The 21142-nt window shown below is 72.2% G+C and carries 16 protein-coding genes, 1 pseudogene and 1 riboswitch; of the genes and pseudogenes, 7 read left to right on the top strand and 10 right to left on the bottom strand.

Annotated elements, in window-relative coordinates:
• The first annotated feature begins 237 nt into the window (after nt 1–237).
• A complete protein-coding gene (locus tag IE142_RS05695; RefSeq protein WP_191885047.1) occupies nt 238–1533 on the top strand; it encodes a hypothetical protein in 1296 nt (431 codons plus the stop codon).
• Between the two features lie 45 nt (nt 1534–1578).
• On the opposite strand, the gene IE142_RS05690 is transcribed toward IE142_RS05695, so the two are convergent.
• From IE142_RS05690 to IE142_RS05680, 3 genes are all read right to left on the bottom strand, one after another.
• Nucleotides 1579–2109, bottom strand: coding sequence for a DoxX family membrane protein (locus tag IE142_RS05690; protein ID WP_191884693.1), 531 nt, complete (start codon nt 2107–2109; stop codon nt 1579–1581).
• A 222-nt stretch (nt 2110–2331) separates the two neighbouring features.
• On the bottom strand, nt 2332–2574 hold the full coding sequence (locus IE142_RS05685) for a hypothetical protein (RefSeq protein WP_043380890.1): 243 nt from the start codon (nt 2572–2574) through the stop codon (nt 2332–2334).
• Nucleotides 2561–4036 carry a PspC domain-containing protein gene (locus tag IE142_RS05680; protein WP_191884692.1) on the bottom strand — a complete coding sequence of 492 codons (1476 nt, stop codon included), beginning with the start codon at nt 4034–4036 and terminating at the stop codon, nt 2561–2563. The genes IE142_RS05685 and IE142_RS05680 overlap by 14 nt, the downstream gene beginning before the upstream one ends.
• A 180-nt stretch (nt 4037–4216) precedes the next feature.
• Between IE142_RS05680 and IE142_RS05675 the strand changes: the two genes are divergently transcribed.
• Both IE142_RS05675 and IE142_RS05670 read left to right on the top strand, forming a co-directional pair.
• Nucleotides 4217–5509, top strand: a complete 1293-nt coding sequence (locus tag IE142_RS05675; protein WP_191884691.1) for an ATP-binding protein — start codon at nt 4217–4219, stop codon at nt 5507–5509.
• The gene (locus IE142_RS05670) at nt 5506–6252 is read left to right on the top strand and encodes a LuxR C-terminal-related transcriptional regulator (protein ID WP_191884690.1); all 747 of its coding nucleotides are present in this window, start codon (nt 5506–5508) and stop codon (nt 6250–6252) included. The genes IE142_RS05675 and IE142_RS05670 overlap by 4 nt, the downstream gene beginning before the upstream one ends.
• A 54-nt stretch (nt 6253–6306) precedes the next feature.
• On the opposite strand, the gene IE142_RS05665 is transcribed toward IE142_RS05670, so the two are convergent.
• Nucleotides 6307–7362: a C40 family peptidase gene (locus IE142_RS05665; RefSeq protein WP_191884689.1), complete on the bottom strand. Its 1056-nt coding sequence runs from the start codon at nt 7360–7362 to the stop codon at nt 6307–6309.
• A gap of 307 nt (nt 7363–7669) precedes the next feature.
• On the opposite strand from IE142_RS05665, the gene IE142_RS05660 reads away from it, so the two are divergent.
• Nucleotides 7670–8023: a hypothetical protein gene (locus IE142_RS05660; protein WP_191884688.1), complete on the top strand. Its 354-nt coding sequence runs from the start codon at nt 7670–7672 to the stop codon at nt 8021–8023.
• On the opposite strand, the pseudogene IE142_RS05655 reads toward IE142_RS05660, so the two are convergent.
• Together IE142_RS05655 and IE142_RS05650 are read right to left on the bottom strand one after the other, a co-directional pair.
• Nucleotides 8001–8489: pseudogene (locus tag IE142_RS05655) on the bottom strand (SLAC1 family transporter); the annotation flags it as partial. The gene IE142_RS05660 and the pseudogene IE142_RS05655 overlap by 23 nt on opposite strands.
• Before the next feature lie 49 nt (nt 8490–8538).
• Nucleotides 8539–9723, bottom strand: a complete 1185-nt coding sequence (locus tag IE142_RS05650) for a C40 family peptidase (RefSeq protein ID WP_191884687.1) — start codon at nt 9721–9723, stop codon at nt 8539–8541.
• Nucleotides 9724–9731: 8 nt separating this feature from the next.
• Nucleotides 9732–9911: riboswitch (cyclic di-AMP (ydaO/yuaA leader) on the bottom strand.
• 230 nt (nt 9912–10141) lie between these two features.
• On the opposite strand from IE142_RS05650, the gene pcrA reads away from it, so the two are divergent.
• Nucleotides 10142–12631, top strand: coding sequence for a DNA helicase PcrA (gene pcrA / locus IE142_RS05645; protein WP_191884686.1), 2490 nt, complete (start codon nt 10142–10144; stop codon nt 12629–12631).
• Between the two features lie 94 nt (nt 12632–12725).
• On the opposite strand, the gene IE142_RS05640 is transcribed toward pcrA, so the two are convergent.
• Together IE142_RS05640 and IE142_RS05635 are read right to left on the bottom strand one after the other, a co-directional pair.
• Entirely contained in the window at nt 12726–14339 is a 1614-nt protein-coding gene (locus IE142_RS05640) for a M23 family metallopeptidase (RefSeq protein WP_191884685.1), read from the bottom strand.
• Between the two features lie 270 nt (nt 14340–14609).
• Nucleotides 14610–15557 (bottom strand): esterase/lipase family protein, encoded by a 948-nt coding sequence (locus tag IE142_RS05635; protein WP_191884684.1) that lies wholly within the window; start codon nt 15555–15557, stop codon nt 14610–14612.
• Nucleotides 15558–15990: 433 nt separating this feature from the next.
• On the opposite strand from IE142_RS05635, the gene icmB reads away from it, so the two are divergent.
• Nucleotides 15991–16407 (top strand): coenzyme B12-dependent isobutyryl CoA mutase small subunit, encoded by a 417-nt coding sequence (gene icmB, locus IE142_RS05630; protein WP_191884683.1) that lies wholly within the window; start codon nt 15991–15993, stop codon nt 16405–16407.
• Nucleotides 16408–16660: 253 nt separating this feature from the next.
• On the opposite strand, the gene IE142_RS05625 is transcribed toward icmB, so the two are convergent.
• Together IE142_RS05625 and IE142_RS05620 are read right to left on the bottom strand one after the other, a co-directional pair.
• Entirely contained in the window at nt 16661–18301 is a 1641-nt protein-coding gene (locus tag IE142_RS05625) for a DUF5691 domain-containing protein (protein ID WP_229830170.1), read from the bottom strand.
• A gap of 34 nt (nt 18302–18335) precedes the next feature.
• Entirely contained in the window at nt 18336–19691 is a 1356-nt protein-coding gene (locus tag IE142_RS05620; protein WP_191884682.1) for an SWIM zinc finger family protein, read from the bottom strand.
• A gap of 131 nt (nt 19692–19822) precedes the next feature.
• Here IE142_RS05620 and IE142_RS05615 point away from each other — a divergent pair, with 131 nt between their 5' ends.
• A complete protein-coding gene (locus IE142_RS05615) occupies nt 19823–20962 on the top strand; it encodes an ATP-binding protein (RefSeq protein ID WP_191884681.1) in 1140 nt (379 codons plus the stop codon).
• Nucleotides 20963–21142: the final 180 nt, after the last annotated feature.

The following is a 21142-nucleotide window of genomic DNA, read 5'->3' as shown; positions in this document are numbered from 1 at the left end:
CGCGACCGGCCCCGGGGCCGGGTCAACACGGCGGTCCGCATGTCACCCGCGTTGGGCAGAGGGGCGGGGGCGCCGGGCGCGCAGGGTGCGTTGTGCGGCACAATTCGCTGTCGTCCCATGAGACTTGGGGTGGCCGACGCGGGTGGCGCGATGGAAACACCCCGTGCAGGTGTCGTTGCTGGGTTCACCGCGGTTCGCGCGGGTTGTCGCAGGGGTCGGGGAAGGCGGGCGTCGGGCGTGGCGGTGCAGGAGGCGAGACACGGGAGCGGCTCGGGCAGGAGCGCGTACGAGGAGGCCCACGGGGGCGGTTGCACCTGCGGGGACTGCCCGCACGGCGCCCGTGAGGGGCACCGTCGGGCGGTCGCCGCGTTCCTGTCGCGGCGCGACGAGTTCGCCGCCGGCCAAGGGCTGCCGGCCGCGGTGGCCCACTCGGCCTCCGCCTCCCGGCAGTGGGTCTCCGAGGAGCTGACCCAGTCCGCTGAAGTCGTCGCTGAACGCGGTCGCGCCGAGGGCGAGGCGTGGCTCGCGGGCCTCGGCCGCCGTACGGCGGCCACGGTGTGGGCCGGGGTCGTACTGCTGCTGCTCGTGCAGTCGCTCACCGCCATCGGCGCGGGCTGGACGGCGGCGCGCACCGCGGGTCTCGCGGCGGCGCTGGTCGTGGCCGGTGCGCTGACGGCGGCCTCGTGGTTCCACCGGGCGCGGGGCGGGGCGCTGGCTCCGGTGATCGGGGAGGACAACCGCCTGTCCACGTCCCGGGCCGTGGCGGCGGCCTGGGTGCTGTTCGTCGCGTACGCGGTCCTCGTCCTGGCCGGACAGCTGGCGGTGGCCTCGGGGCCCGCCCGGCGGGACTCGCTGGTCTCCGGGCTCGAACTCACCCGCGGAGCCGGTGCCGTGACGGTGCTCGCGGTGGTGTGCGGGATCGCCGTCCTGGTGCGGCGGGTGGTCGGCCTGCGGGTACTGGCGCAGCGGCTGCAGAAGGTGCGGGCGGACCGGCCACGCGCCTCCGACCTGCTGACCGACGACGCCGGGCGCGGCACCTTCGCCGACATCCAGTACGTCGTGATCAGCGCGGTCGCGCTGGTCTTCGCGGCGGTACGGCTGGCCCGGCGCCCGGACCAGCTGCCCGACCTGCCGTGGGGGCTGGCGGTCGTCGTGCTGGTGTCGGCGGCGACCTACGTGGCCGGCAAGTACGCGGAGGGCGGGCGCCCCGTGATCCTCTCCGTGGTGCGGGCCCGCGAGGCGGGCGACCTGGACGCGCCGATCCGCACCGGCGACGACATCGAGATCCGTGGCGCCGGTTTCGTACCGCCGGGCGCCCAGCGCGCGGACCGCCTCTCCCGGATGGTCGTCCGCATCGGCGCGGTCAACGTCCACGTTCCCCTGGTGCCGGTGACCGGCGGTTTCAGCAACCCCACGGACGACCTGCTGACGGTCCCGGTACCGGCGGACGTGGAACCGGGCCGGGTGGACGTCCAGGTGGTCACGAGCGCCGGAGTGGAGACCAACCGGTACGCGATCGACGTGACGGACTGACCGCCACCCCGCCGAACCCGATGCCCCCGGGGGTCGTCCGCCGGCCTACCGGTACCCGCCCGTCCCGCGGTGCCGCCTGGAGCGCAGTGCGGCATCCAGGGACAGCAGCGGGGCGCCGGCCAGGACGAGGGGGATCCAGGCCATGAGGTAGGCGAGGTCATTGCCGTAGTAGTACGGGTCGGAGGCCCAGCTGACGGTCAGCCAGAGGCTGAGCGAGATCAGGGCACCGCCGAGCGCGGCGAGACGGGTCAGCAGTCCGAGCAGCGTGCCGATGCCGACGGCCAGCTCGCCCAGGGCGATCGCGTAACCGAAACCGGCGGGGCTCTTCAGGGCCAGGTCGACGAGGGGCGGGATGGCCGAGGAGTCGCGGACCGCCCGCATCATGTCGCCGACGGAGCCGGCGCCCGAGTCCTTCATGAAGGCGCTGTCGGTGAGCTTGTCGAGGCCGGCGTAGATGAACGTGACGCCCAGAAAGATCCGCAGAGGAACGAGGGCGTAGCGGGTGGCGTGGTCCCGCCAGCCTCCGCCGCCGCCCGGGTGTGAGGTGTACGCATCCGTCCGCATACCGTGAGCCATCACTGCCAGCCGCCTCTCGCCCGCGCGTGCCGAGACCCCCTCCTCAGTCCATACGTACGACGCGGAAGCCCCGCTCAATCCTTCTTCGGCCGGTTTCTTCCTGTCGGTTTCGACAGGCTGCCGTCCTGGCGGGCCGCCCTCGCGCTTTGCCGCCCTGGTGCCGGTGGCGTCGGCCGGGCAGGGCGCCTTGCAGGGGCCGGGGTGACGCCGGGACGGTGGTCGTCAGCCGGCGGGTCCGCCCGGCGGTCCGTCCGCCTTCGCGCGGAGCGTCCCCCGGCGCCGGTGCGCGGACCGGGCCACGACGCCGACCGCTCCGGCGAGGCAGAGGCCGCCCATGACGACGGGGATCACGACGAACCACGGGGTCTTCCAGAGACCGCCCGCGTCACCGACGTAGATGACGCCCGCAAGGGTCAGGAAGAGGCCGGCGACCAGACGTCCGGGCTGGAACCTATGACGCAGCACGGGTCACCTCCGCCTGGCCGACGCCGACCTGGAGGTCGAGGTCGAGAGTGCCTGCGTCCTTGCCGCCCGTCGTGGGGGACAGGGTGACCTCCTTGTGCTTGCCCGGTGCCACGTCCACGTCCTTCTTGTCGTCGCCGGGCAACTGGATGTCGCCCACGCCCACCTCGACGCTCAGCCGCACGGTCACGTCCTGCGGCACCACGACCTGTATTCGGCCCATCCCCACGTCGGCCCGGGTGGTCACCGTCTGCCCCTCTTCCAGGTCCAGCCGGGACAGATCCAGGGTGCCGCTGCCGGCCCCGATGTCGTACTGCTGGCGTACGGCGGTCACCGTCGTGGGCGCCCAGGTCTTCCGGACCCAGTCGGTGCCGACGTCCTTGGGCAGGGCGGCGGAGCCGGCCAGCAGGCCGGCCGTGATGACCGCCAGGAAGACGGAACCGGCTCCCGTGCGCCCCAGGAAGGAGCTGACCGCGATGCCGATGCCGAAGACGGCGAGCGCACCGGCCAGGCCGGTCTGCAGGCTGGTGCCGAGCGGGTGCTCGTCCCACGTCAGACGAGTGCCGAAGAAACCCGCCAGCAGGGCGAGGGTGAAGACCGAGCCGCCGATGCCGCGCGGGCCGCGTGGCTGGGGGGACCGCGGGCGCCGGTCGCCCACGGGGGATCGGTCGCCCGGGGGGACACCGCGGCCGATGTTGACGGCCGCCGCGGTGTCACGGTCCTCGGAGTCCGGCGGGCCCCACAGATACCCCGTACCGCCGACGTGGGTGCCGTCCTTGACTATGGGTTCGCGCCACCAGGAGGGCCAGGTGTACATGATCGGCGGTGCTTGAGCCTCGGGTGGGGCGTCGGCGGCGGCCTGGGTGGACAGGGGGTCGGGATCGGGCGTGCGCCGGTGCCGTGACCAGTACCCGGCGCCCGCGAGGACGAGGGACAGCACCACGGCGAAGGTCAGCACTCCGCCGTTGTTCAGCATCGTCAGGAAGACCCCGCAGCCGACCAGGGCGAACAGCACGGCCGCCAGCGCCTGGCCGTCGACGCGGCCGGTCAGCAGCTTGCGCAGCTCGTTCTCGTCCTCGTCGTCGTACGGGATGAAGAGCCAGGCGAAGCCGTAGAAGATGAGGCCGATGCCGCCGGTCGCGGAGAGCACCGCGAGAGTGATCCGGAAGATCACCGGGTCCATGTCGCACTGACGCCCGAGGCCGGCGCACACGCCGCCGAACGTCTTGTACTGCCGGTCGCGCCGGAATTTGTGGGGCGGCCCGGGGACATCGCCGCCGGCGGCCTCCGCGTCGGTCATGACGCCCGTGGCGGCGCCTACGCCCGCGCCGGTGGCGGTGCCCTGGCCTGCCGCGGCACCCGTGGCATCCGCGGCGGGCGCGGCACCTTGCGGCCCGGCGCCCCGCGGAGGGCGCGGGCCGGGGCCGGGTCCCGGACCCGTCGCGGCGTGCTCGTGATCTGTCATGAGTCCATGGTGACGGGCGCGACGCCGTGGCGGCAGTCGGTTCGACCCTGGTCGGACCCTGATATCGGCCCTGACCCGGTGCCGGGGGAGCGTTCGAGGGCACGCCGACCCGAAGATCAGGAAATTGTAGGGGACGGACCCTGATGCTCCGGCTCCCCGGGCCGTGTGACCATCGATGTCATGCCGGAAGCCGCAGCAGCGCCACTCGTCGAACCGCGGCCGCCGCGCAAGCTCTACCGCAGCAGCGACGGACGCTGGCTGGGCGGGGTGGCGCGGGGGCTCGCCGGGCATCTCGGGCTGCCCGTCATCTGGGTGCGCTTCGCCTTCGTCGGCCTGTTCATGGCCGACGGTCTCGGCGCGCTGCTGTACGCGGCCTTCTGGTTCTTCGTGCCATTGGGCGTCGGCGGCGTCGACGCCCAGAGGCCGCCGTCCCTCGTCACCTCCGAGACCTCGCCGGACGGCCGCCGCAGACTCGTCGCCCGCAAGCCGGACAAGGGTCAGATCGTCGCCCTGCTCCTCATGGTCGTCGTTGCCCTGGTCTTCGTGGGCAATGTGGACCTCGGCGGCGGAGCGAAGGCCTATCTCTGGCCGACCGTGCTCGTCGGCGCCGGCGTCGCCCTCGTCTGGCGGCAGGCGGACAACGCCCGCCGGGCCCGCTGGGCCGAGGTGGGACGCCACCGGCGGACCGTCACCCTGCTGCGTTCCGTGGCCGGAGTCCTGCTGGTGACGGCGGGCGTCACCGGCATCTTCGTCCTCCAGGGTTCCGCCGCCCACCTCGGCTCCGTGCTCCAGGCCGCGCTCGCCGTCCTCGTCGGCATAACGCTCCTCGCCGGTCCGTACCTGGTGCGCATGACCCAGGATCTCTCCGAGGAGCGGCTGATGCGCATCCGCGCGCAGGAGCGGGCCGAGGTCGCCGCCCACGTCCACGACTCGGTGCTGCACACCCTGACCCTGATCCAGCGCAACGCGGAGAACGCCGGTGAGGTGCGCCGCCTGGCCCGCGCCCAGGAGCGCGACCTGCGCGCCTGGCTCTACAAGCCGGAGGGCAACGGCAAGGACGAGGACGACGAGCCCACCACCCTCGCCGAGGCCATCAAGCGCAACGCGGCGGAGGTGGAGGACAAGCACGGCGTCCCCATCGAGGTGGTGGTCGTCGGCGACTGCCCGCTCGACGAGAGGATCGCGTCACAGATGCAAGCCGGACGTGAGGCCATGGTGAACGCCGCCAAGTACGGTGGCGAGGGCGGCGCCGTTCAGGTCTACGCCGAAGTCGAGGGCAGGACGGTCTTCGTGTCCGTTCGGGACCGCGGCCCCGGCTTCGACCTCGACTCGATACCCGCCGACCGCATGGGTGTCAGAGAATCGATCATCGGCCGCATGGAGCGCAACGGCGGCACGGCGCGGCTGCGCGCGGTGCCGGGCGGCGGCACGGAGGTCGAGCTGGAGATGGAGAGGGCGGAGAAGACGTCATGAGCGACCCGACCGAGGCGAACGGAACGGTGGGAGCGGGAGAGGCGACCGAGCCCGCACAGTCGGCGAACGCGGGCACGGGGGAGCGTCACGTGCGCGTGGTGCTCGTCGACGACCACCGTATGTTCCGCACCGGCGTCCAGGCCGAGATCGGTCAGACCGCGCAGACCGGTGTGGAGGTCGTCGGCGAGGCCGCCGATGTCGACCAGGCCGTCACCGTCATCACCGCCACCCGGCCCGAAGTGGTGCTCCTCGACGTCCACCTCCCCGGTGGCGGCGGCGTCGAAGTACTGCGCCGTTGTACCCCCTTGATGAGCGACACCGAGCAGCCCGTCCGCTTCCTCGCCCTCTCCGTCTCGGACGCGGCGGAGGACGTCATCGGTGTGATCCGCGGCGGCGCCCGGGGCTATGTGACCAAGACGATCACCGGCACGGACCTGGTCGACTCCATCTTCCGCGTCCAGGAGGGAGACGCCGTCTTCTCCCCGCGCCTGGCCGGGTTCGTCCTCGACGCGTTCGCCTCCACCGACGCCCCGCCGGTCGACGAGGACATGGACCGCCTCACCCAGCGCGAGCGCGAGGTGCTGCGCCTGATCGCCCGCGGCTACGCGTACAAGGAGATCGCCAAACAGCTGTACATCTCGGTGAAGACGGTCGAGTCCCACGTCTCGGCTGTCCTGCGCAAGCTCCAGCTGTCCAACCGGCACGAGCTGACGCGGTGGGCGACGGCACGACGGCTGGTCTGACCCCGCGGCCGCTCCGTCCCGTCGGTGAGGACGTCGGCACCGTCGGCAGGGGCCTCACACCACCCGCGCAGCCCCCGCGAACGGCATCTGGTCCACGGGCGCCACGCGCACCGGCGCGGACGGGTTCGGGGCGTGGATCATCTTGCCGTCCCCGACGTAGATGCCGACGTGGCTGATGCCGGAGTAGAAGAAGACCAGGTCGCCGGGGAGCAGTTCCGAGAGGGCGACGCGGCGGCCGGCGTCGATCTGGGCGTAGGTCGTTCGGGGCAGGGAGACGCCCGCGGCACGGTAGGCGGCCTGGGTGAGGCCCGAGCAGTCGAAGGCGTCGGGGCCGGTCGCGCCCCAGACGTAGGGGCTGCCGAGCTTCCGGTAGGCGTAGGTGACGGCCGCCGCCGCGCGGGAGTTGGGTGCCTGGGCCGAAGCGGAGAGGTCGTCCCGGGAGCCGGACGATGCGCGGGATGCGTGGTCACCGGTGCCGTGGCCGAGGCGGGCGCGTTCCTCGGCGGTCAGGCGTGACAGCAGGCGACGGGCCGCGTCCAGCTTGCCGGTGACGGTCTCGCGGTGGCGTTTCAGCTCCGCCCGGCGCGACGTCAGCGAGGCCACCTCGACGCGTGCGGCGCCGCGCAGCTGCTCGATCTCCCGCAGGTCCTTGCGCGCCCGGCCCACGGCGGCCTGCTGCATGCTGCCCGCCCGCTCGACGAGGGCGGCGTCGTCGAGGTACCGGTCGGGGTCGGCGGAGAGCGCGAGCCGCAGCGCCGGGTCGAGGCCACCGCTGCGGTATTGCGCCGCCGCGACCGAACCCAGGGCCTCGCGCGTCGAGTTCAGCCGGTCCTGCTTGCGGGCCGCCTCGTCCCGCAGCTTCTCCAGGCGCCGTTCGGCGGTGTCCGCCTTCTCCTTCGCGCCGTTGTACTTCTCGGTGGCGACCTCCGCCTCCTGGTAGAGCTTGTCCACCTTCGCCTTGACCTGCGCCGGCGTCGGCTCGGGGGCGGCGTGGCCGGTGCCGCCGCCCAGACCGGTCGCGGTGGCCGCGCCCGCGAGGGTGATGGTGGCCGCCGTTCGGCCCTTCCCGCCACCCGTGATGCGCTGTCGCGGCCTGCGGTGCGCTCCCACCTGCGATCCACGTCCTTCCGTACGGCTCGGCTTACCTGGGGGAGGACGTTAGGCGCGGCGGTAACCGCCCGGTGACGGCTTGTGCGGAACTGGCGGTACCGGGCCGATGGGCGACCGTATGTGACCGTGGTCCCGCCCCGCGGCAGTCGCCTTCACGCAGGGTGGTGACCGAAGCGCCGGATCTGGGGCGAGAGGGAGTGGTGGGGTGCTACGGCAGGAACATGTGCGCCGGAGCGCCGTGCGAGGCGTCGCCTCCGGGTGGGCCGGTGTCGGAGCGTGTCCGGGCCCCTGATTAGGCTCCGGCCTCATGGACGTACTCCTCCACGTTTTCGTCGGTCTGCACATCATCGGCATCGCGTCGCTCCTGGGCGGCTTCCTGACCCAGATGAAGGCGATGGGCCAGGGCACGGCCCGATTCGTTCCCGCGATGCTGCACGGCGCGCTGACGATGCTCGTCACCGGAGTGGCGCTGGTCGGCCTCAACCAGGCTCAGGACCACTCCGTCGACAACATCAAGATCGGCGTGAAGCTCGCCGTGCTGATCGTGATCCTCGGTCTGGTCTACGTGAAGCGCGACGACGAGAAGGTGGAGAAGCGGGTGTTCGGCCTGGTGGGCCTGCTGACCGTGGTGAACGTCTTCATCGCCGTGCTGTGGACCTGAGGGCCGCCGGGCCCGCGTCCGTGCCCGCCGACCGCACCCCGGCCCGGGCCTGGAGGACCGCCCCCGCCGCGACCGCCAGCCACGCCGCGACCGCGATCCACAGCAGCGCCTGACCGGGCGCGTCCAGCCACGGCACGTCGACGGCGGCGGCGACGGACAGCGTCGCCGCCGCCGTCATGCCGAGCGGGAAGACGGTCGACCAGCGGCGCACGTCGTAACGGAGCCGCGGCCACGCGATCTCGGCGGCGAGCAGGACGGCGTACCAGGCCAGGTCGAGGACGAGCAGGAAGACGGTCACGTCGTGCAGCACGGCCCGGTCGTCCGCGTTCCACAGGTACATGCCCGTCCCGGCGGCGGCGAGCAGCTTGGCGCCGGCGAGGGCCGAGAGGGCGAGCGCGCCGCCCGCCACCCAGTGGTCCCCGGAGCCCCGGGCCACCTGCCGGAGATCGAAGCGGAACAGCGCGAGCGGGAGCGGTGCCGGATGACATGCACCCGATGCTGGAGAGCGTTGCGGGTCAGGCCGGGCGCACCACGCTGTGGATCGACCCCTCGCCGTCGTAGTAGATCGACTCCTCGCGGACGTACGCGCCCGGCTTCGGGGCGTGGATCATCATGCCGTTGCCGATGTAGAGGCCGACGTGGCTGAGGTCGTCGTAGAAGAAGACCAGGTCACCGGGTTGTGCCTGGGAGACGGGGACGGTCGTGCCGGCGTCCACCTGGTCGTAGGTCGTGCGCGGCAGGGTCACGTCCGCGGCCTTCCAGGCGGCCTGGGTCAGGCCCGAGCAGTCGTAGGAGCCGGGGCCCGTGGCGCCCCAGACGTACGGCTTGCCGATCTGGGCACGGGCGAAGGCCAGCGCCTTCTCGGCCGCGGTGCCGTAGGAGGCGTCCGGCGCGGAGGGTTTCGTAGTGGTGCCTCCGGAAGAGGCCCCGGGCCCGGAGCCTGCACCGCTCTGCTGCTGGGCTGCCTGCTCCCGTTCCTGCCGCTCCCGCTCCGCGGCCTGCTGCTTCGCGAGCTCGGCGGCCCTGCGGGCGGCCTCCTCCTGCTTCTTCTTCTCGATCGCCGCGAGCCGCGCCTTCTCCTCGGCGGTCAGCTCCGACAGCAGCTCGCGCGCGGTGGCGAGCTTCTTCTGGACGGTGGCTTTGGCCGTCTTCAGGTCGTTCTGCGACTCGGTGAGCGTCTTGAGGTTCTCGGTGGCCTCCCGGCGCTTCTTCATCGTCTCGGACTGCTGCGTGACGTAGTCGTCGACCGCGTCCTTCTGGCGGCCGGTGAGCCGGCTCATCAGTTGGTTCTGGTCGAAGTAGTCCTGCGGCGAGTCCGCGAGCAGGAAGGTCGCGGTCTGCGGGATTGCGGCGCCCGTGCGGTACTGGGCGGAGGCGTAGGACCCCAGCTCCTCGCGCGCCTCGTTGAGCTTCTGGGTGCGCTGGGCGACGTCGTCGAGGAGGGTGTTGACGCGCTTGCGCTGCTTGGCGGTCTTCTCCTTGGCCGCGTTGTACTTCTCGGTCGCCGAGCCCGCCTGGCGGTAGAGGTCGTCGACCTTCTTCTCGACCTCTTCGAGGCTCGGGCTGTCGTCGTCCGACGGCGTGGCGTCGGCCGTCTGGGACAGCAGGGCCACGGAGGTGAGGGCCGCCGTGGCGAGGGCGGGGGTCCGTATACCTGCGACGCGCGTACCCGTGGAGCGCGGCTTGCGGTGCGACGCCAAGGAGGCGACTCCTTCCACTGATCCGCCTACCGGGTTAGCTGTCGGGTTCGGGCGGAGTGGATCCGGAAGGGTTGCCCTACGGCGTGTGCCCCGGCGAGGGCGGTGTGCGCCGATTCACCCCAATGTTCTCGGTTGGGTCCCCGGCTCCGGGTGCCGTGCGGACACGCCGGACTCGGCGGAGGCCGCGCGGCCCGACGAGGTTCGCCGGAGGGGGTCGTGCGGCCTGCCCGCACCGTAGCCAACTCGTGTGCGGCTGTGAAGGTCGGTGGGTGATATGCCCGATACATTTTCGTGACCTTCGGCGGGAGGGTCACTCCTGGTGTCGCAGGCCGTCGCGGGGCGTGTCCGACGCCGTGATCGCGGCCGATTTCCGGGGCGGGGACCGGTTGTCGGTGGAGCGCCCTAGACTCGGAGAGCGATGAGCAGCCTCTTTGACGACAGCTTCCTGGCGAGCCTCCAGACCCCCCGCGGTCACGACGAGGAACCTCCGCCGCCGCCCGAGGACGATCACGGACCGGAGCCGGTCCCGCACGATCTGTTCGGCGGGAAGTTCGACGTGCCTCCGGTCCGGGACCAGTACTACCGGGACGGCGCCCCGCGCCCCGCACTGGACCCGGCCGCGCTGCTGGAAGGGCTGAACGAGAACCAGCGTGCCGCCGTCGTCCACTCCGGCTCCCCGCTGCTCATCGTGGCCGGTGCCGGCTCCGGCAAGACCCGGGTGCTCACCCACCGCATCGCCCACCTGCTGGCCGAGCGCGGCGTCCACCCCGGCCAGATCCTCGCCATCACCTTCACCAACAAGGCCGCGGGCGAGATGAAGGAGCGCGTGGAGCAGCTCGTCGGCCCGCGGGCCAACGCGATGTGGGTGATGACCTTCCACAGCGCCTGCGTCCGCATCCTGCGCCGCGAGTCCAAGCGGCTCGGCTTCACCTCGTCCTTCTCGATCTACGACGCCGCCGACTCCAAGCGCCTGATGGCCCTGGTCTGCCGCGACCTCGACCTGGACCCCAAGCGCTTCCCGCCCAAGTCCTTCAGCGCCAAGATCTCGAACCTGAAGAACGAGCTGATCGACGAGGAGGACTTCGCCGCCCAGGCCGCCGACGGCTTCGAGAAGACCCTCGCGCAGGCCTACGCCATGTACCAGTCGCGGCTGCGCGAGGCCAACGCCCTCGACTTCGACGACCTGATCATGACGACGGTCAACCTGCTGCGCGCCTTCCCGGACGTCGCCGAGCACTACCGTCGCCGCTTCCGGCACGTCCTGGTCGACGAGTACCAGGACACCAACCACGCCCAGTACGCCCTGGTGCGCGAGCTGGTCGGCGGGGCCTCGGAGCACGCCGTCGAGGTGCCGCCCGAGGCCGAGGTGCCGCCCGCCGAGCTGTGCGTGGTGGGCGACGCCGACCAGTCGATCTACGCCTTCCGCGGCGCCACCATCCGCAACATCCTCCAGTTCGAGGAGGACTACCCGGACGCGACCACGATCCTGCTGGAGCAGAACTACCGCTCCACCCAGACCATCCTCAGCGCCGCCAACGCGGTCATCGAGCGCAACGAGTCCCGCCGCCCCAAGAACCTGTGGACCAACCAGGGCAGCGGCGCGCGGATCACCGGGTACGTCGCCGACACCGAGCACGACGAGGCCCAGTTCGTCGCCGACGAGATAGACCGCCTCACGGACGCGGGCGAGGCGAAGGCCGGCGACGTCGCCGTCTTCTACCGCACCAACGCGCAGTCCCGTGTCTTCGAGGAGGTCTTCATCCGCGTCGGCCTGCCCTACAAGGTCGTCGGCGGCGTCCGCTTCTACGAGCGCAAGGAGGTCAGGGACGTCCTGGCCTACCTGCGGGTCCTGGCCAACCCCGAGGACTCGGTGCCGCTGCGCCGCATCCTCAACGTCCCCAAGCGCGGCATCGGCGACCGCGCCGAGGCGATGATCGACGCCCTCGCCCAGCGCGAGAAGATCAGCTTCCCGCAGGCGCTCAGGCGGGTGGACGAGGCGTACGGAATGGCCGCGCGCTCCGCGAACGCCGTCAAGCGGTTCAACACGCTCATGGAGGACCTCCGCACGATCGTCGAGTCCGGCGCCGGACCGGCCACCGTGCTGGAGGCGATCCTCGAACGCACCGGCTACCTCGCCGAGCTGCAGGCCTCCACCGACCCCCAGGACGAGACCCGCATCGAGAACCTCCAGGAACTCGCGGCCGTCGCCCTGGAGTTCGAGCAGGAGCGGGCCGAGGGTGAGGAGGCCGGGACGCTGGCCGACTTCCTGGAGAAGGTCGCGCTGGTCGCCGACTCCGACCAGATCCCGGACGAGGAGGACGGCGACGGCGTCGTCACCCTGATGACCCTGCACACCGCGAAGGGCCTGGAGTTCCCGGTCGTCTTCCTCACCGGCATGGAGGACGGCGTCTTCCCGCACATGCGCGCCCTCGGCCAGACCAAGGAACTGGAGGAGGAACGACGCCTGGCGTACGTCGGCATCACCCGCGCCCGTGAACGGCTGTACCTGACCCGGTCCACGCTGCGCAGCGCCTGGGGCCAGCCGTCGTACAACCCGCCCTCGCGCTTCCTGGAGGAGATCCCCGCGCCCCACCTGGAGTGGAAGCGGACCGGGGCGAACGGACCCGCGTCCTCCGCGCCGGTCTCGGCGGTGGCCGCCTCGCTGTCGTCGTCCCGCTCCCGCTCCTCGGCGTCGGGCGCGTCCGGGTTCGCCACCCGCCGGTCCGCTTCCGCCGAGCAGCCGACGGTGTCGCTGTCGGTCGGCGACCGCGTCACGCACGACCAGTTCGGTCTCGGCACGGTGGTCGGGATCAAGGGCACGGGGAGCAACGCCGAGGCGACTGTCGACTTCGGGGACACCAAGCCGAAGCGGCTGCTGCTGCGGTACGCGCCGGTGGAGAAGCTCTGAGGGAGCGTTGAGAGCGCGCTGGGGGTACGGCGGGGCGGGCACGGGCCGGGCCGGGAGAGCTCGGACCCGGCCGGCCTGCTGAGGCCTTACTCCGCTACGCCGGGTTGAGGCCGTGGCTGCGCAGCCACGAGAGCGGGTCGATGGCCGAACCGCCCGAGGGGCGCACCTCGAAGTGCAGGTGGGGACCGGTCGAGTTGCCCGAGTTGCCGGAAAACGCGATCGCGTCGCCGGCCTTCACCGTCGTACCGGAGGGCACCTGGTAGCTGGAGAGGTGGCAGTACCACGTCTCCGTGCCGTCCTTCGCGGTCACGATCATCATGTTGCCGTACGCGGAGTTGTACTGCGTGCGGACCGTGCCGTCGGTGACGGCCATCACCGTCGTGCCGTACGACACGGGGAAGTCGATGCCGCTGTGCACGGACATCCAGTTGATGCCGGCCTGGCCGTAGTACGCGCTGAGACCGTGTTGTTGGACGGGGAGTGCGAACTTCGGGCGCAACCGTTCCTTGCGGGCCGCCTCCTCCGCCGCCCGCCTCTTCTCGGCGGCCTGCTGGGCCTTGAGGTCGATGCGCTCCTGCGTGCGGCTGGCCCGGTCGGCGAAGTCGTCGGCTCCCGCGGCGAGGCTGGTGAGCTGGGTGTCCAGCTTGTTGTTGGCGGCCGACGGCTTGACCGGGGCCGCTTTCGCCTCGCCCGCGTCCGCCGCGGACGCCGTGGTGTCCGTGCTGTCGTCGCCGTTCAGGCTGCCGACGGAGGCTGCCGCGATACCCGCGACGCTCATCACGCAGGCCGACGGTACGGCGATGGTCATCAGCGCCGAGCGCTTGGCGGGCTGACGGCGGCGGGAGCGCGCCCCGCTGCGGGAGGCTCCGCGTGGGGCCGGGATGCGTGGGGCAGGGGTGACGACCTCCTCCTGGCCCTCCAGGAGGCCGGTCACGGTGGGGAGTTCCCCGGTGGCGGCCAACTCGTCGTCGCGTGAGTCGGAGCTCGAGCCGGTCTCCTCGGTGGCCGGTGCGGCGTCGGGCGCGGACTCCTTCGGCGCCTCGGACGTCTCCGGGGCGGTGCCGGCCGAGTTCCACTGCGTGGCGTCGTAGGCGCCGGTGTCGAGCGAACCGGTGTCGAACGTACCGGTGTTGAAGGTGCCGGTCGTGAACGAGTCGGTCCCGAACGTGCCGGTCTCGTAGGCGCCGGTCTCGAGGGTGCCGCTTTCGAAGGTCTGCGTTCCCCAGTCCCACTGCTGGGTCCGGTCGGCGGGATTGCCGGACTGGTCGGGCTGCTCCCAGGCCCCCGTGTCCCACTGCCCGGTGGCATCGGCGCTCGCGACCTGCGGCGACACGGGGGACTGCTGGTACTCGGCCGCCCACGCGGTCGTGTCGTACGCGCCGGTGTCGTAGGCGGCGTGGTGCTGGGCCGCGTAGGCGTCGTAGCCGGGCACCTGCCCGCTGCCGGTGGACCACTGGGTGGCGTCGTACGAACCGGTGGTGTCGTAGGTGCCGGTGCCCTGGCCCGGGAGGCTGCCGAAGAGGGGGTCCGCGTCGAAGGTCGCCGTGGCGGTGCCGCCGGTGGAAAAACCAGTGGTGCCGTAGCCGCCGTACGTGGTGAGGTCGCCGTACTGGGGCTCCCCTGCGCCGTACGACGCGTGCTGCGCCGGATCGGCGTCGGAAGCCGAAGCCGGGGTGGTCATGGTCCCCGACGGGTGACGGTCGTTCACCAACTTCTCTTTCGCCTCGACAACAGGGGCTGCCAGAGCAGTGCGGCGACTGTACCCGGCGGTATACGGGCACGACAATCTTCGTCAGGTTTCGCCAGCGCAGGAAACGGGCAATCGGCCGTGTTTTGGGGGACGGCGGGCACGGGTTTGGCTTTGTGTTCGAGGTGCGTTCGAATCCACTCGGGTGGCGACGGCAGGGTTTCGGCGCGCGACTCCCCTGTGCCGGCCTGACTCGGACGGGGAGGCGTACGGGACATCGGCCTCGGGGTCTCAGGCGACCGTCAGGCCACCGGCTTGTTCGCCCCTCCCGTTGCCCACCTGCGGCGCGACGGTGTCGAGGGCCTCTTGGATGCCGGTGGCCACGGCCGGGTGCACGGGCAGCGCCAGGTGTCCGACGCCGCTCACCCGTACGTTCTGCACGGAAAGGTCGGGGTGGTTCAGGCGTGCCGTCTCGAGCGGGTCCATCACGCGGTCCAGGTCGCTCCAGAAGCTGACGAACTGCGTACGGCAACCGGGTGACGGCCGGGTCAGCTCCTCGAGCACCGCGGAACCGGGGCGCATCTGGCGCACGATCGGGTGTGCGTCGGCCAGGGGGATCACCCGGGTGCCGGCGTGCGGGGTGCCGAGCGTCACGAGCGTCCGGACGCGCAGGTCTCCGCCGAGGCGCTGCACGTAGTACCGCGCGATCAGCCCGCCGAGGCTGTGCCCGACGACGTCGACCCGCTCGCTGCCCGTCCGCTCGCAGACTTCCTCCACGTGTCGTCCGAGCAACTCGGCCGCGGTGCGGATGTCGCAGGTCAGAGGGGAGTAGTTGAGCGACTCGATCTGGTGTCTGCCGTGCTGGGCCAGGCTGCGGCGCAGCAGCAGGAAGACCGATCGGTTGTCGATGAAACCGTGCAGCAGGATGACCGGGGGGCTGGTGGGGGCGGGGAGCCGGGGCGCGGGGGGCGAGGTTCGGGGGTCGTCGGAGTCCGCCGACGGTAGGGCGCAGGCGGAGCGGCGCTCCTGGATGATCCCCGAGGGGTAGAGCAGAAGATGCCCGGCGAGGATCGCGACCTCCAGGGCGCTGGCCTTCAGGAGGGTCATGGAGAGCCCGGTCAACCGACCCGGGAGGCCCGCCAGGCTTGTCAGTCCTGGTAGGCCCGGCAGTCCCGGGACGCATGGCAGGAGACGCCGGCAGAGCGGGAGAAGGGGCAGTGCTGCCGTGGTGACCTTCATGGGCCGACCTCCTGTCGGCACGCGCAGGGACGCCTCTGTCCCCGTGTGCCCTCGTGGAGAGTCGTGACACCAGTGATCAATGATGTTTGCGAGGTATGTCTGAAATGGGCGGGCTGAAACGACACACAGTGCTCATGTGGTCCGTGAGTTCTGTGGTGTCGGTGATACGGCCACGAGGCGCGCTGCTGCCCGGTCCTGCCCTCGCTGCGGCTCTCCGTACGCGTATTGCCGCCGCGCCCTGTGAACGGTGCGCGGCGAACGTGTCCCACCGTGTGATTTCCCCCTCTGTATCCACCGCGAAACTGCCGGTTGCGGGATGCTGGCGATAACGTTCGTTCACTTCCCCGGACGACGTGGTGCGGGGGTGTCCGCGTCGGCGAGATGTGCGGTACTTGTCGGTGCGGATGGATGTAGTCGCTTCATGGAGGCAGTGATGGGTGTGGCAGCCGGTCCGATCCGCGTGGTGGTGGCCAAGCCGGGGCTCGACGGCCACGATCGCGGGGCCAAGGTGATCGCGCGGGCATTGCGCGACGCCGGTATGGAGGTCATCTACACCGGGCTCCACCAGACACCCGAGCAGATCGTGGACACCGCGATCCAGGAGGACGCCGACGCCATCGGGCTGTCCATCCTCTCCGGCGCCCACAACACGCTCTTCGCCGCCGTGATCGAGCTGCTCAAGGAGCGCGACGCGGCGGACATCCTGGTCTTCGGCGGCGGGATCATCCCGGAGGCGGACATCGCCCCGCTGAAGGAGAAGGGCGTCGCGGAGATCTTCACCCCGGGTGCGACGACGGCGTCGATCGTGGACTGGGTGCGGACCAACGTGCGGGAGCCGGCGGGGGCGTGACCGCGTAGCCGCCCTGGCCGTCTGGCCGCCCGGTCCGTGGGTGCCGTCCTCTGGTGCCGTCCTTCGGTGTGGCCTGGTCGCTCGGGCCCGGTGGCGAGGTTCGGCAGCGGGGCTCCTTGTCAGGTCCTCGGTGCGTTAGGCGGTGCGGGCAGGGCGGTCCGCGCAAGGCGGTGCGGGCAGGGCGACGCCACCGCCCGGGCGGTGGGCCGCGCGGGTGCCCGGTCGGCGATCGACGCCGCGCCTCTCCTGTCCGCTACACCGCCCCCAGTTCCTCGGCCATCGCCGCACGCAGCCGCAGTGTCGTCACGAGCCGCTGGAACGCCTCGGCCCAGTACCCACCGGCTCCCGGTGACGCGTCCTGCGGCTCGTCGGGTATCGCCAGCAGACCGTCGAGGCGCCCCGCCTCCGAGGGGTCGAGGCAGCGTTCGGCCAGACCCATGACACCGCTGAAGCTCCAGGGGTAGCTCCCGGCGTCCCGGGCGATGTTGAGCGCGTCGACCACCGCGCGTCCGAGCGGCGGGGCCCATGGCACCGCGCACATCCCGAGCAGCTGGAACGCCTCGGACAGGCCGTGCGTCGCGATGAACCCGGCGACCCACTCGGCCCGTTCGGCGGCCCGCAGGGTGCCGAGGAGTTTGGCCCGTTCGGCCAGTGACACCGCGCCCGGCCCCCCGGCCTCGGGCGCCGTGGGTGCGCCCAACAGCGCCCTCGCCCACGCACCGTTCCGCTGCCGTACCGCGGCCCGGCACCACGCGGCGAGCAGATCGCTCTGCCAGTCGTCCGCCACCGGCAGGGCGACGATCTCCTCGGGGGTACGTCCGCCGAGCCGGGCCGGCCAGGTCCCGAGCGGGGCCGCCTCCACCAATTGACCGAACCACCAGGACCGTTCCCCCCGCCCCGAGGGCGGCTTGAGTGTGACGCCGTCCCGCTCCATGGCCGCGTCACACTCGTGCGGAGCCTCGACCGCGATCGCCGGTGGATCCAGGGCGCGGTCGAGGGACACGCACGTCGCGGCGCGCGCCGCCATGCGCGCGGCGAGCGCCGACTCGGGCAGCGCCGAGAGCAACTCGGCCGCCGCCGCCCGTACGTTGCGGCTGCGGTCGGACAGCGCCTGCTCCAGGAACGGCTCGTCCGCCGGCTCCAGTCCGGTCCGCAGCGAGTCGAGGAACATCAGCCGGTCCTCGGCCCGCTCCGTCGCCCACGTCGAGGTCAGCAGTGCCCGGCCTGCCGCGGGGTCGCGGGCGCGCAAGGACGCCAGTAGGGCCACCCGCTCGGCGAAGAGGCCCTCCTCCCACAGGCGCCGTATCCGCTCCGCGGCATCCGGGCCGGACAGCGCGGTGCCGCCGCCCGGCGTCGACCGCAGGGCGAACCGCCAGTCCGGATTCAGCCGGGCCAGCCACAGGGCGCGGGGCCCCGCGAACGTCAGTGCCGCCGGACGCAGGTCCGTGCGTCCCCGGGCCGCGTCCAACAGGGCCGGAATCGTCTGGGGCGGTGCCGCGAAGCCACGGGCGTTCGCCGCTGCCAGCCACTGGGGCAGCAGTTCCATCAGGTCGGGCGCGGTACCTCGGCGGCCGCCGCCCGCCGGGCCGGGCCGGTCGGTGAGCAGCGTCGTGAGCCGGTGGGCGGCCGCGGTCGGCAAGGGCGGGCGGGGGTCCTCCGGAGCCGGCTCCGCACGCCGGGCCGCGGGGGCCGGGCGCAGTCCGGCGCGCCTGCGCACGGTCTGGGCGGCCGCCGCGTCCAGCAGTGCCGCCGGTGCGCGTGGCCCGGGCTCGCAGCCCCGCGGAGTGCGCCGGTCCGTACCGAGCAGCGCGGCGGTGACGAGCTCCTCCCAGGGGCGGGGCACGGGTGTCTGCACGGGTGTGTCCGGTGTCGCGGTCTCGGGCGTCCTGGTCATGCGGGTCCCTTCCGGTTCCGTTGCGTGGGGCGGGTCAGTGCAGCGGCACCGCCCGGCCCGGACCGTCCGGCCAAGCGGTCAAGGGTGTGAAGCCCCGGTGGCCGCACTCACCGAAGACCTTCACGGGCGCACCGCCGGACAGGGCGACGAGGCGCCACAGCCCCGGGCGGTTGCCGACGGCTGGGGTGATCGGCAGTGCCGTGTCCCCGACGGCGTCCGCCAACTGCCAGACGTCGCCGTCCGGCACCGGGACGACCCCTGCCAGCGTCACCGGCACCGACTCCAGCCACGGGTCGGCACGGAGGGCGGTGCCGTAACGGGCGACGGCCTGGGACGTCGTCACACCTCTCGGACGCATCTCCGCGGGCGCGGGCGGCGCGAACTGTTTGCCCAGCGCCGCTCGCTGCCGGCCGCCACCCGGATACGCCGACAGCTCCGCGTCCAGGCTCAGCCCCACGGGCAGCGTCAGCTCCGGAGCCCGGCCCGCGGCGCCGTAGGAGAGGAGGAGCGCGGTGCGGTCCGTCTCCGTGCCGTACAGCCAGATGCGGCGGGTCGTCAGCCGGGCGTCCGCGGTGTCGTACTGAGCGAGGACCAACCAGTGGTCCCGCACCGGGGGGCCGTCTGCCGTCGACGGCAGGCCGACGCGTGTGCGGACCGTCGCCGCGAGTTCGTCCGGCAGCCGCTCGCGCCGCAGCCATCCCTGGTCGAGGAGGTGGAGCAGGGCGCACTCCTCCAGCAGCCGGACCGGCCAATCGGGACCGGACGAGGGAATCGACCCCAACTCCCGCACCCGCGCGGCGAGTCCCGGGGCCTGGGCGTCGACCATGCGGGCCGCCGTCTCCTCCCACAGCGCGTATCCTGCCTGCTCCGCTTCGGCCAGGCCGCCGCGCAGCAGGTCCGACAGGCGTTGCTCCAGCTCCGTCGCGCCCGCGGTGACCCGCTCGGCCCGCTGTGCCGCCCGGCGCAGCGCCGCCGCCGGATCACCGGACCGAGCGGCGGACCCGGGCGGTCCTGCCGTCGTCCCCTCCTTCACGCGTGCGCGTCGCCCGGAAACCCACTGCTCCACCCAGTGCGGCGGCTCACCCTCCGGGACCGCACCGTCTCCGCCCGCCCAGAGCAGCAACAGCCCGAGCGCGTGCTTGCACGGGAACTGGTGACTCGGACAGCCGCACTTGTACGCGGGCCCGGACACGTCCGCGATATCGACGACCGTCTGATACGGCTTGCCGCCGCTGCCCTGGCACAGTCCCCACACCGTCCCCTCGTCGGAGCTCCCCACCTCGGACCACGGGCCGGCTGTGGCGAGTCTGCCGCCCGCTCTGCGTGACGCCGCGTCAGGTGCCAGTGCCAGCACCTGGTCCGGGGTCCAGCGCACCCCCTGCTGAGTCATGTCATCGAAGGTAGATCCCGCCACTGACAATCGGGTCGGCGCTTGCGTTCTAGCTGGTCAGAGTGATTGTCAGTGGCGTGGTGCACCGTGGACGGCAGATCGAACCGGCCGAGCTGGAGGGGGATTCAGCCATGCCTGTGTCCGTAGCACCGACATCCGTCGACCCGAGTCGGGACGGGTCCGCACCCGGCACGGAGGCCTTGCGGCCGCACGCCGAGAACGCGTTCGCGGCCGAACTCGCCGCGCTGGCTGCGCAGGACGACCGCCCGCGCCCGCCCCGCTGGAAACTGTCGCCGTGGGCAGTCGCCACCTACCTGCTCGGCGGCACCCTGCCCGACGGCACGGAGATCTCTCCGAAGTACGTGGGCCCGCGCCGCATCGTCGAAGTGGCCGTCAGCACGCTAGCCACCGATCGCGCCCTGCTCCTGCTCGGGGTGCCCGGCACCGCGAAGACCTGGGTCTCCGAGCACCTCGCCGCGGCCGTCAGCGGTGACTCGACCCTGTTGGTGCAGGGCACGGCCGGCACCCCCGAAGAGGCCATCCGCTACGGCTGGAACTACGCGCGTCTCCTGGCCCACGGCCCCAGCCGCGACGCCCTCGTGCCCAGCCCCGTGATGCGGGCCATGGCGGAGGGCCTGACCGCCCGGGTGGAGGAACTGACCCGCATTCCGGCCGACGTGCAGGACACACTCATCACGATCCTGTCGGAGAAGAACCTGCCGATACCGGAGCTCGGCCAGGAGGTGCAGGCGGTCCGCGGATTCAATCTGATCGCCACCGCCAACGACCGCGACCGCGGAGTCAACGACCTGTCCAGCGCCTTGCGTCGGCGTTTCAACACCGTGGTGCTGCCGCTGCCCGAGACCGCGGAGGCCGAAGTCGAGATCGTCTCGCGCCGCGTCGACCAGATCGGCCGCTCCCTCGACCTGCCGACGACGCCGGACGGCATCGACGAGATCCGCCGTGTCGTCACCGTCTTCCGCGAGCTGCGCGACGGACTGACGGACGACGGGCGCACCAAGGTGAAGTCGCCCAGCGGCACGTTGTCCACGGCCGAGGCCATCTCCGTCGTCACCAACGGCCTCGCGCTTGCGGCCCATTTCGGCGACGGCGTGCTCCGGCCCGATGACGTCGCAGCGGGCATCCTCGGCGCCGTCGTCCGCGACCCGGCCGCCGACCGCGTCATCTGGCAGGAGTACCTGGAGACGGTCGTCCGGGAGCGTGACGGTTGGAGGGACTTCTACCGGGCGTGCCGGGAGGTGAGCGTATGAGCGGCATGTGGACGTGGACGCTGTCCCGGCGGGCCGTTCCGGTGCTCGGTGTCACGGCGGACGACGAGGACTCGTCCTGGACCCGTAGGCGAGGGGGACGGTGTGGCGGGCACTGACGGCTCCGGGAGCGGTCGACCGGTCGGGTCCGGCAGCGGCCTGCCGAGTGGGTCCGGGAGCGGC

The organism is Streptomyces mutabilis, from assembly GCF_014649815.1.
GTDB classification, from domain to species: domain Bacteria; phylum Actinomycetota; class Actinomycetes; order Streptomycetales; family Streptomycetaceae; genus Streptomyces; species Streptomyces mutabilis.
The sequence above is the reverse complement of the archived record's forward strand: the minus strand, read 5'-3'. Positions and strand labels throughout refer to the sequence as shown.

Excerpts from the sequence above, each read along its gene's own strand:
- IE142_RS05690 (WP_191884693.1), bottom strand. The coding sequence starts at position 2,109 with ATGGCTCACGGTATGCGGACGGATGCGTACACCTCACACCCGGGCGGC.
- IE142_RS05680 (WP_191884692.1), bottom strand. The coding sequence starts at position 4,036 with ATGACAGATCACGAGCACGCCGCGACGGGTCCGGGACCCGGCCCCGGC.
- IE142_RS05675 (WP_191884691.1), top strand. The coding sequence starts at position 4,217 with ATGCCGGAAGCCGCAGCAGCGCCACTCGTCGAACCGCGGCCGCCGCGC.
- IE142_RS05670 (WP_191884690.1), top strand. The coding sequence starts at position 5,506 with ATGAGCGACCCGACCGAGGCGAACGGAACGGTGGGAGCGGGAGAGGCG.
- IE142_RS05660 (WP_191884688.1), top strand. The coding sequence starts at position 7,670 with ATGGACGTACTCCTCCACGTTTTCGTCGGTCTGCACATCATCGGCATC.
- pcrA (WP_191884686.1), top strand. The coding sequence starts at position 10,142 with ATGAGCAGCCTCTTTGACGACAGCTTCCTGGCGAGCCTCCAGACCCCC.
- IE142_RS05635 (WP_191884684.1), bottom strand. The coding sequence starts at position 15,557 with ATGAAGGTCACCACGGCAGCACTGCCCCTTCTCCCGCTCTGCCGGCGT.
- icmB (WP_191884683.1), top strand. The coding sequence starts at position 15,991 with ATGGGTGTGGCAGCCGGTCCGATCCGCGTGGTGGTGGCCAAGCCGGGG.
- IE142_RS05625 (WP_229830170.1), bottom strand. The coding sequence starts at position 18,301 with ATGACCAGGACGCCCGAGACCGCGACACCGGACACACCCGTGCAGACA.
- IE142_RS05620 (WP_191884682.1), bottom strand. The coding sequence starts at position 19,691 with ATGACTCAGCAGGGGGTGCGCTGGACCCCGGACCAGGTGCTGGCACTG.
- IE142_RS05615 (WP_191884681.1), top strand. The coding sequence starts at position 19,823 with ATGCCTGTGTCCGTAGCACCGACATCCGTCGACCCGAGTCGGGACGGG.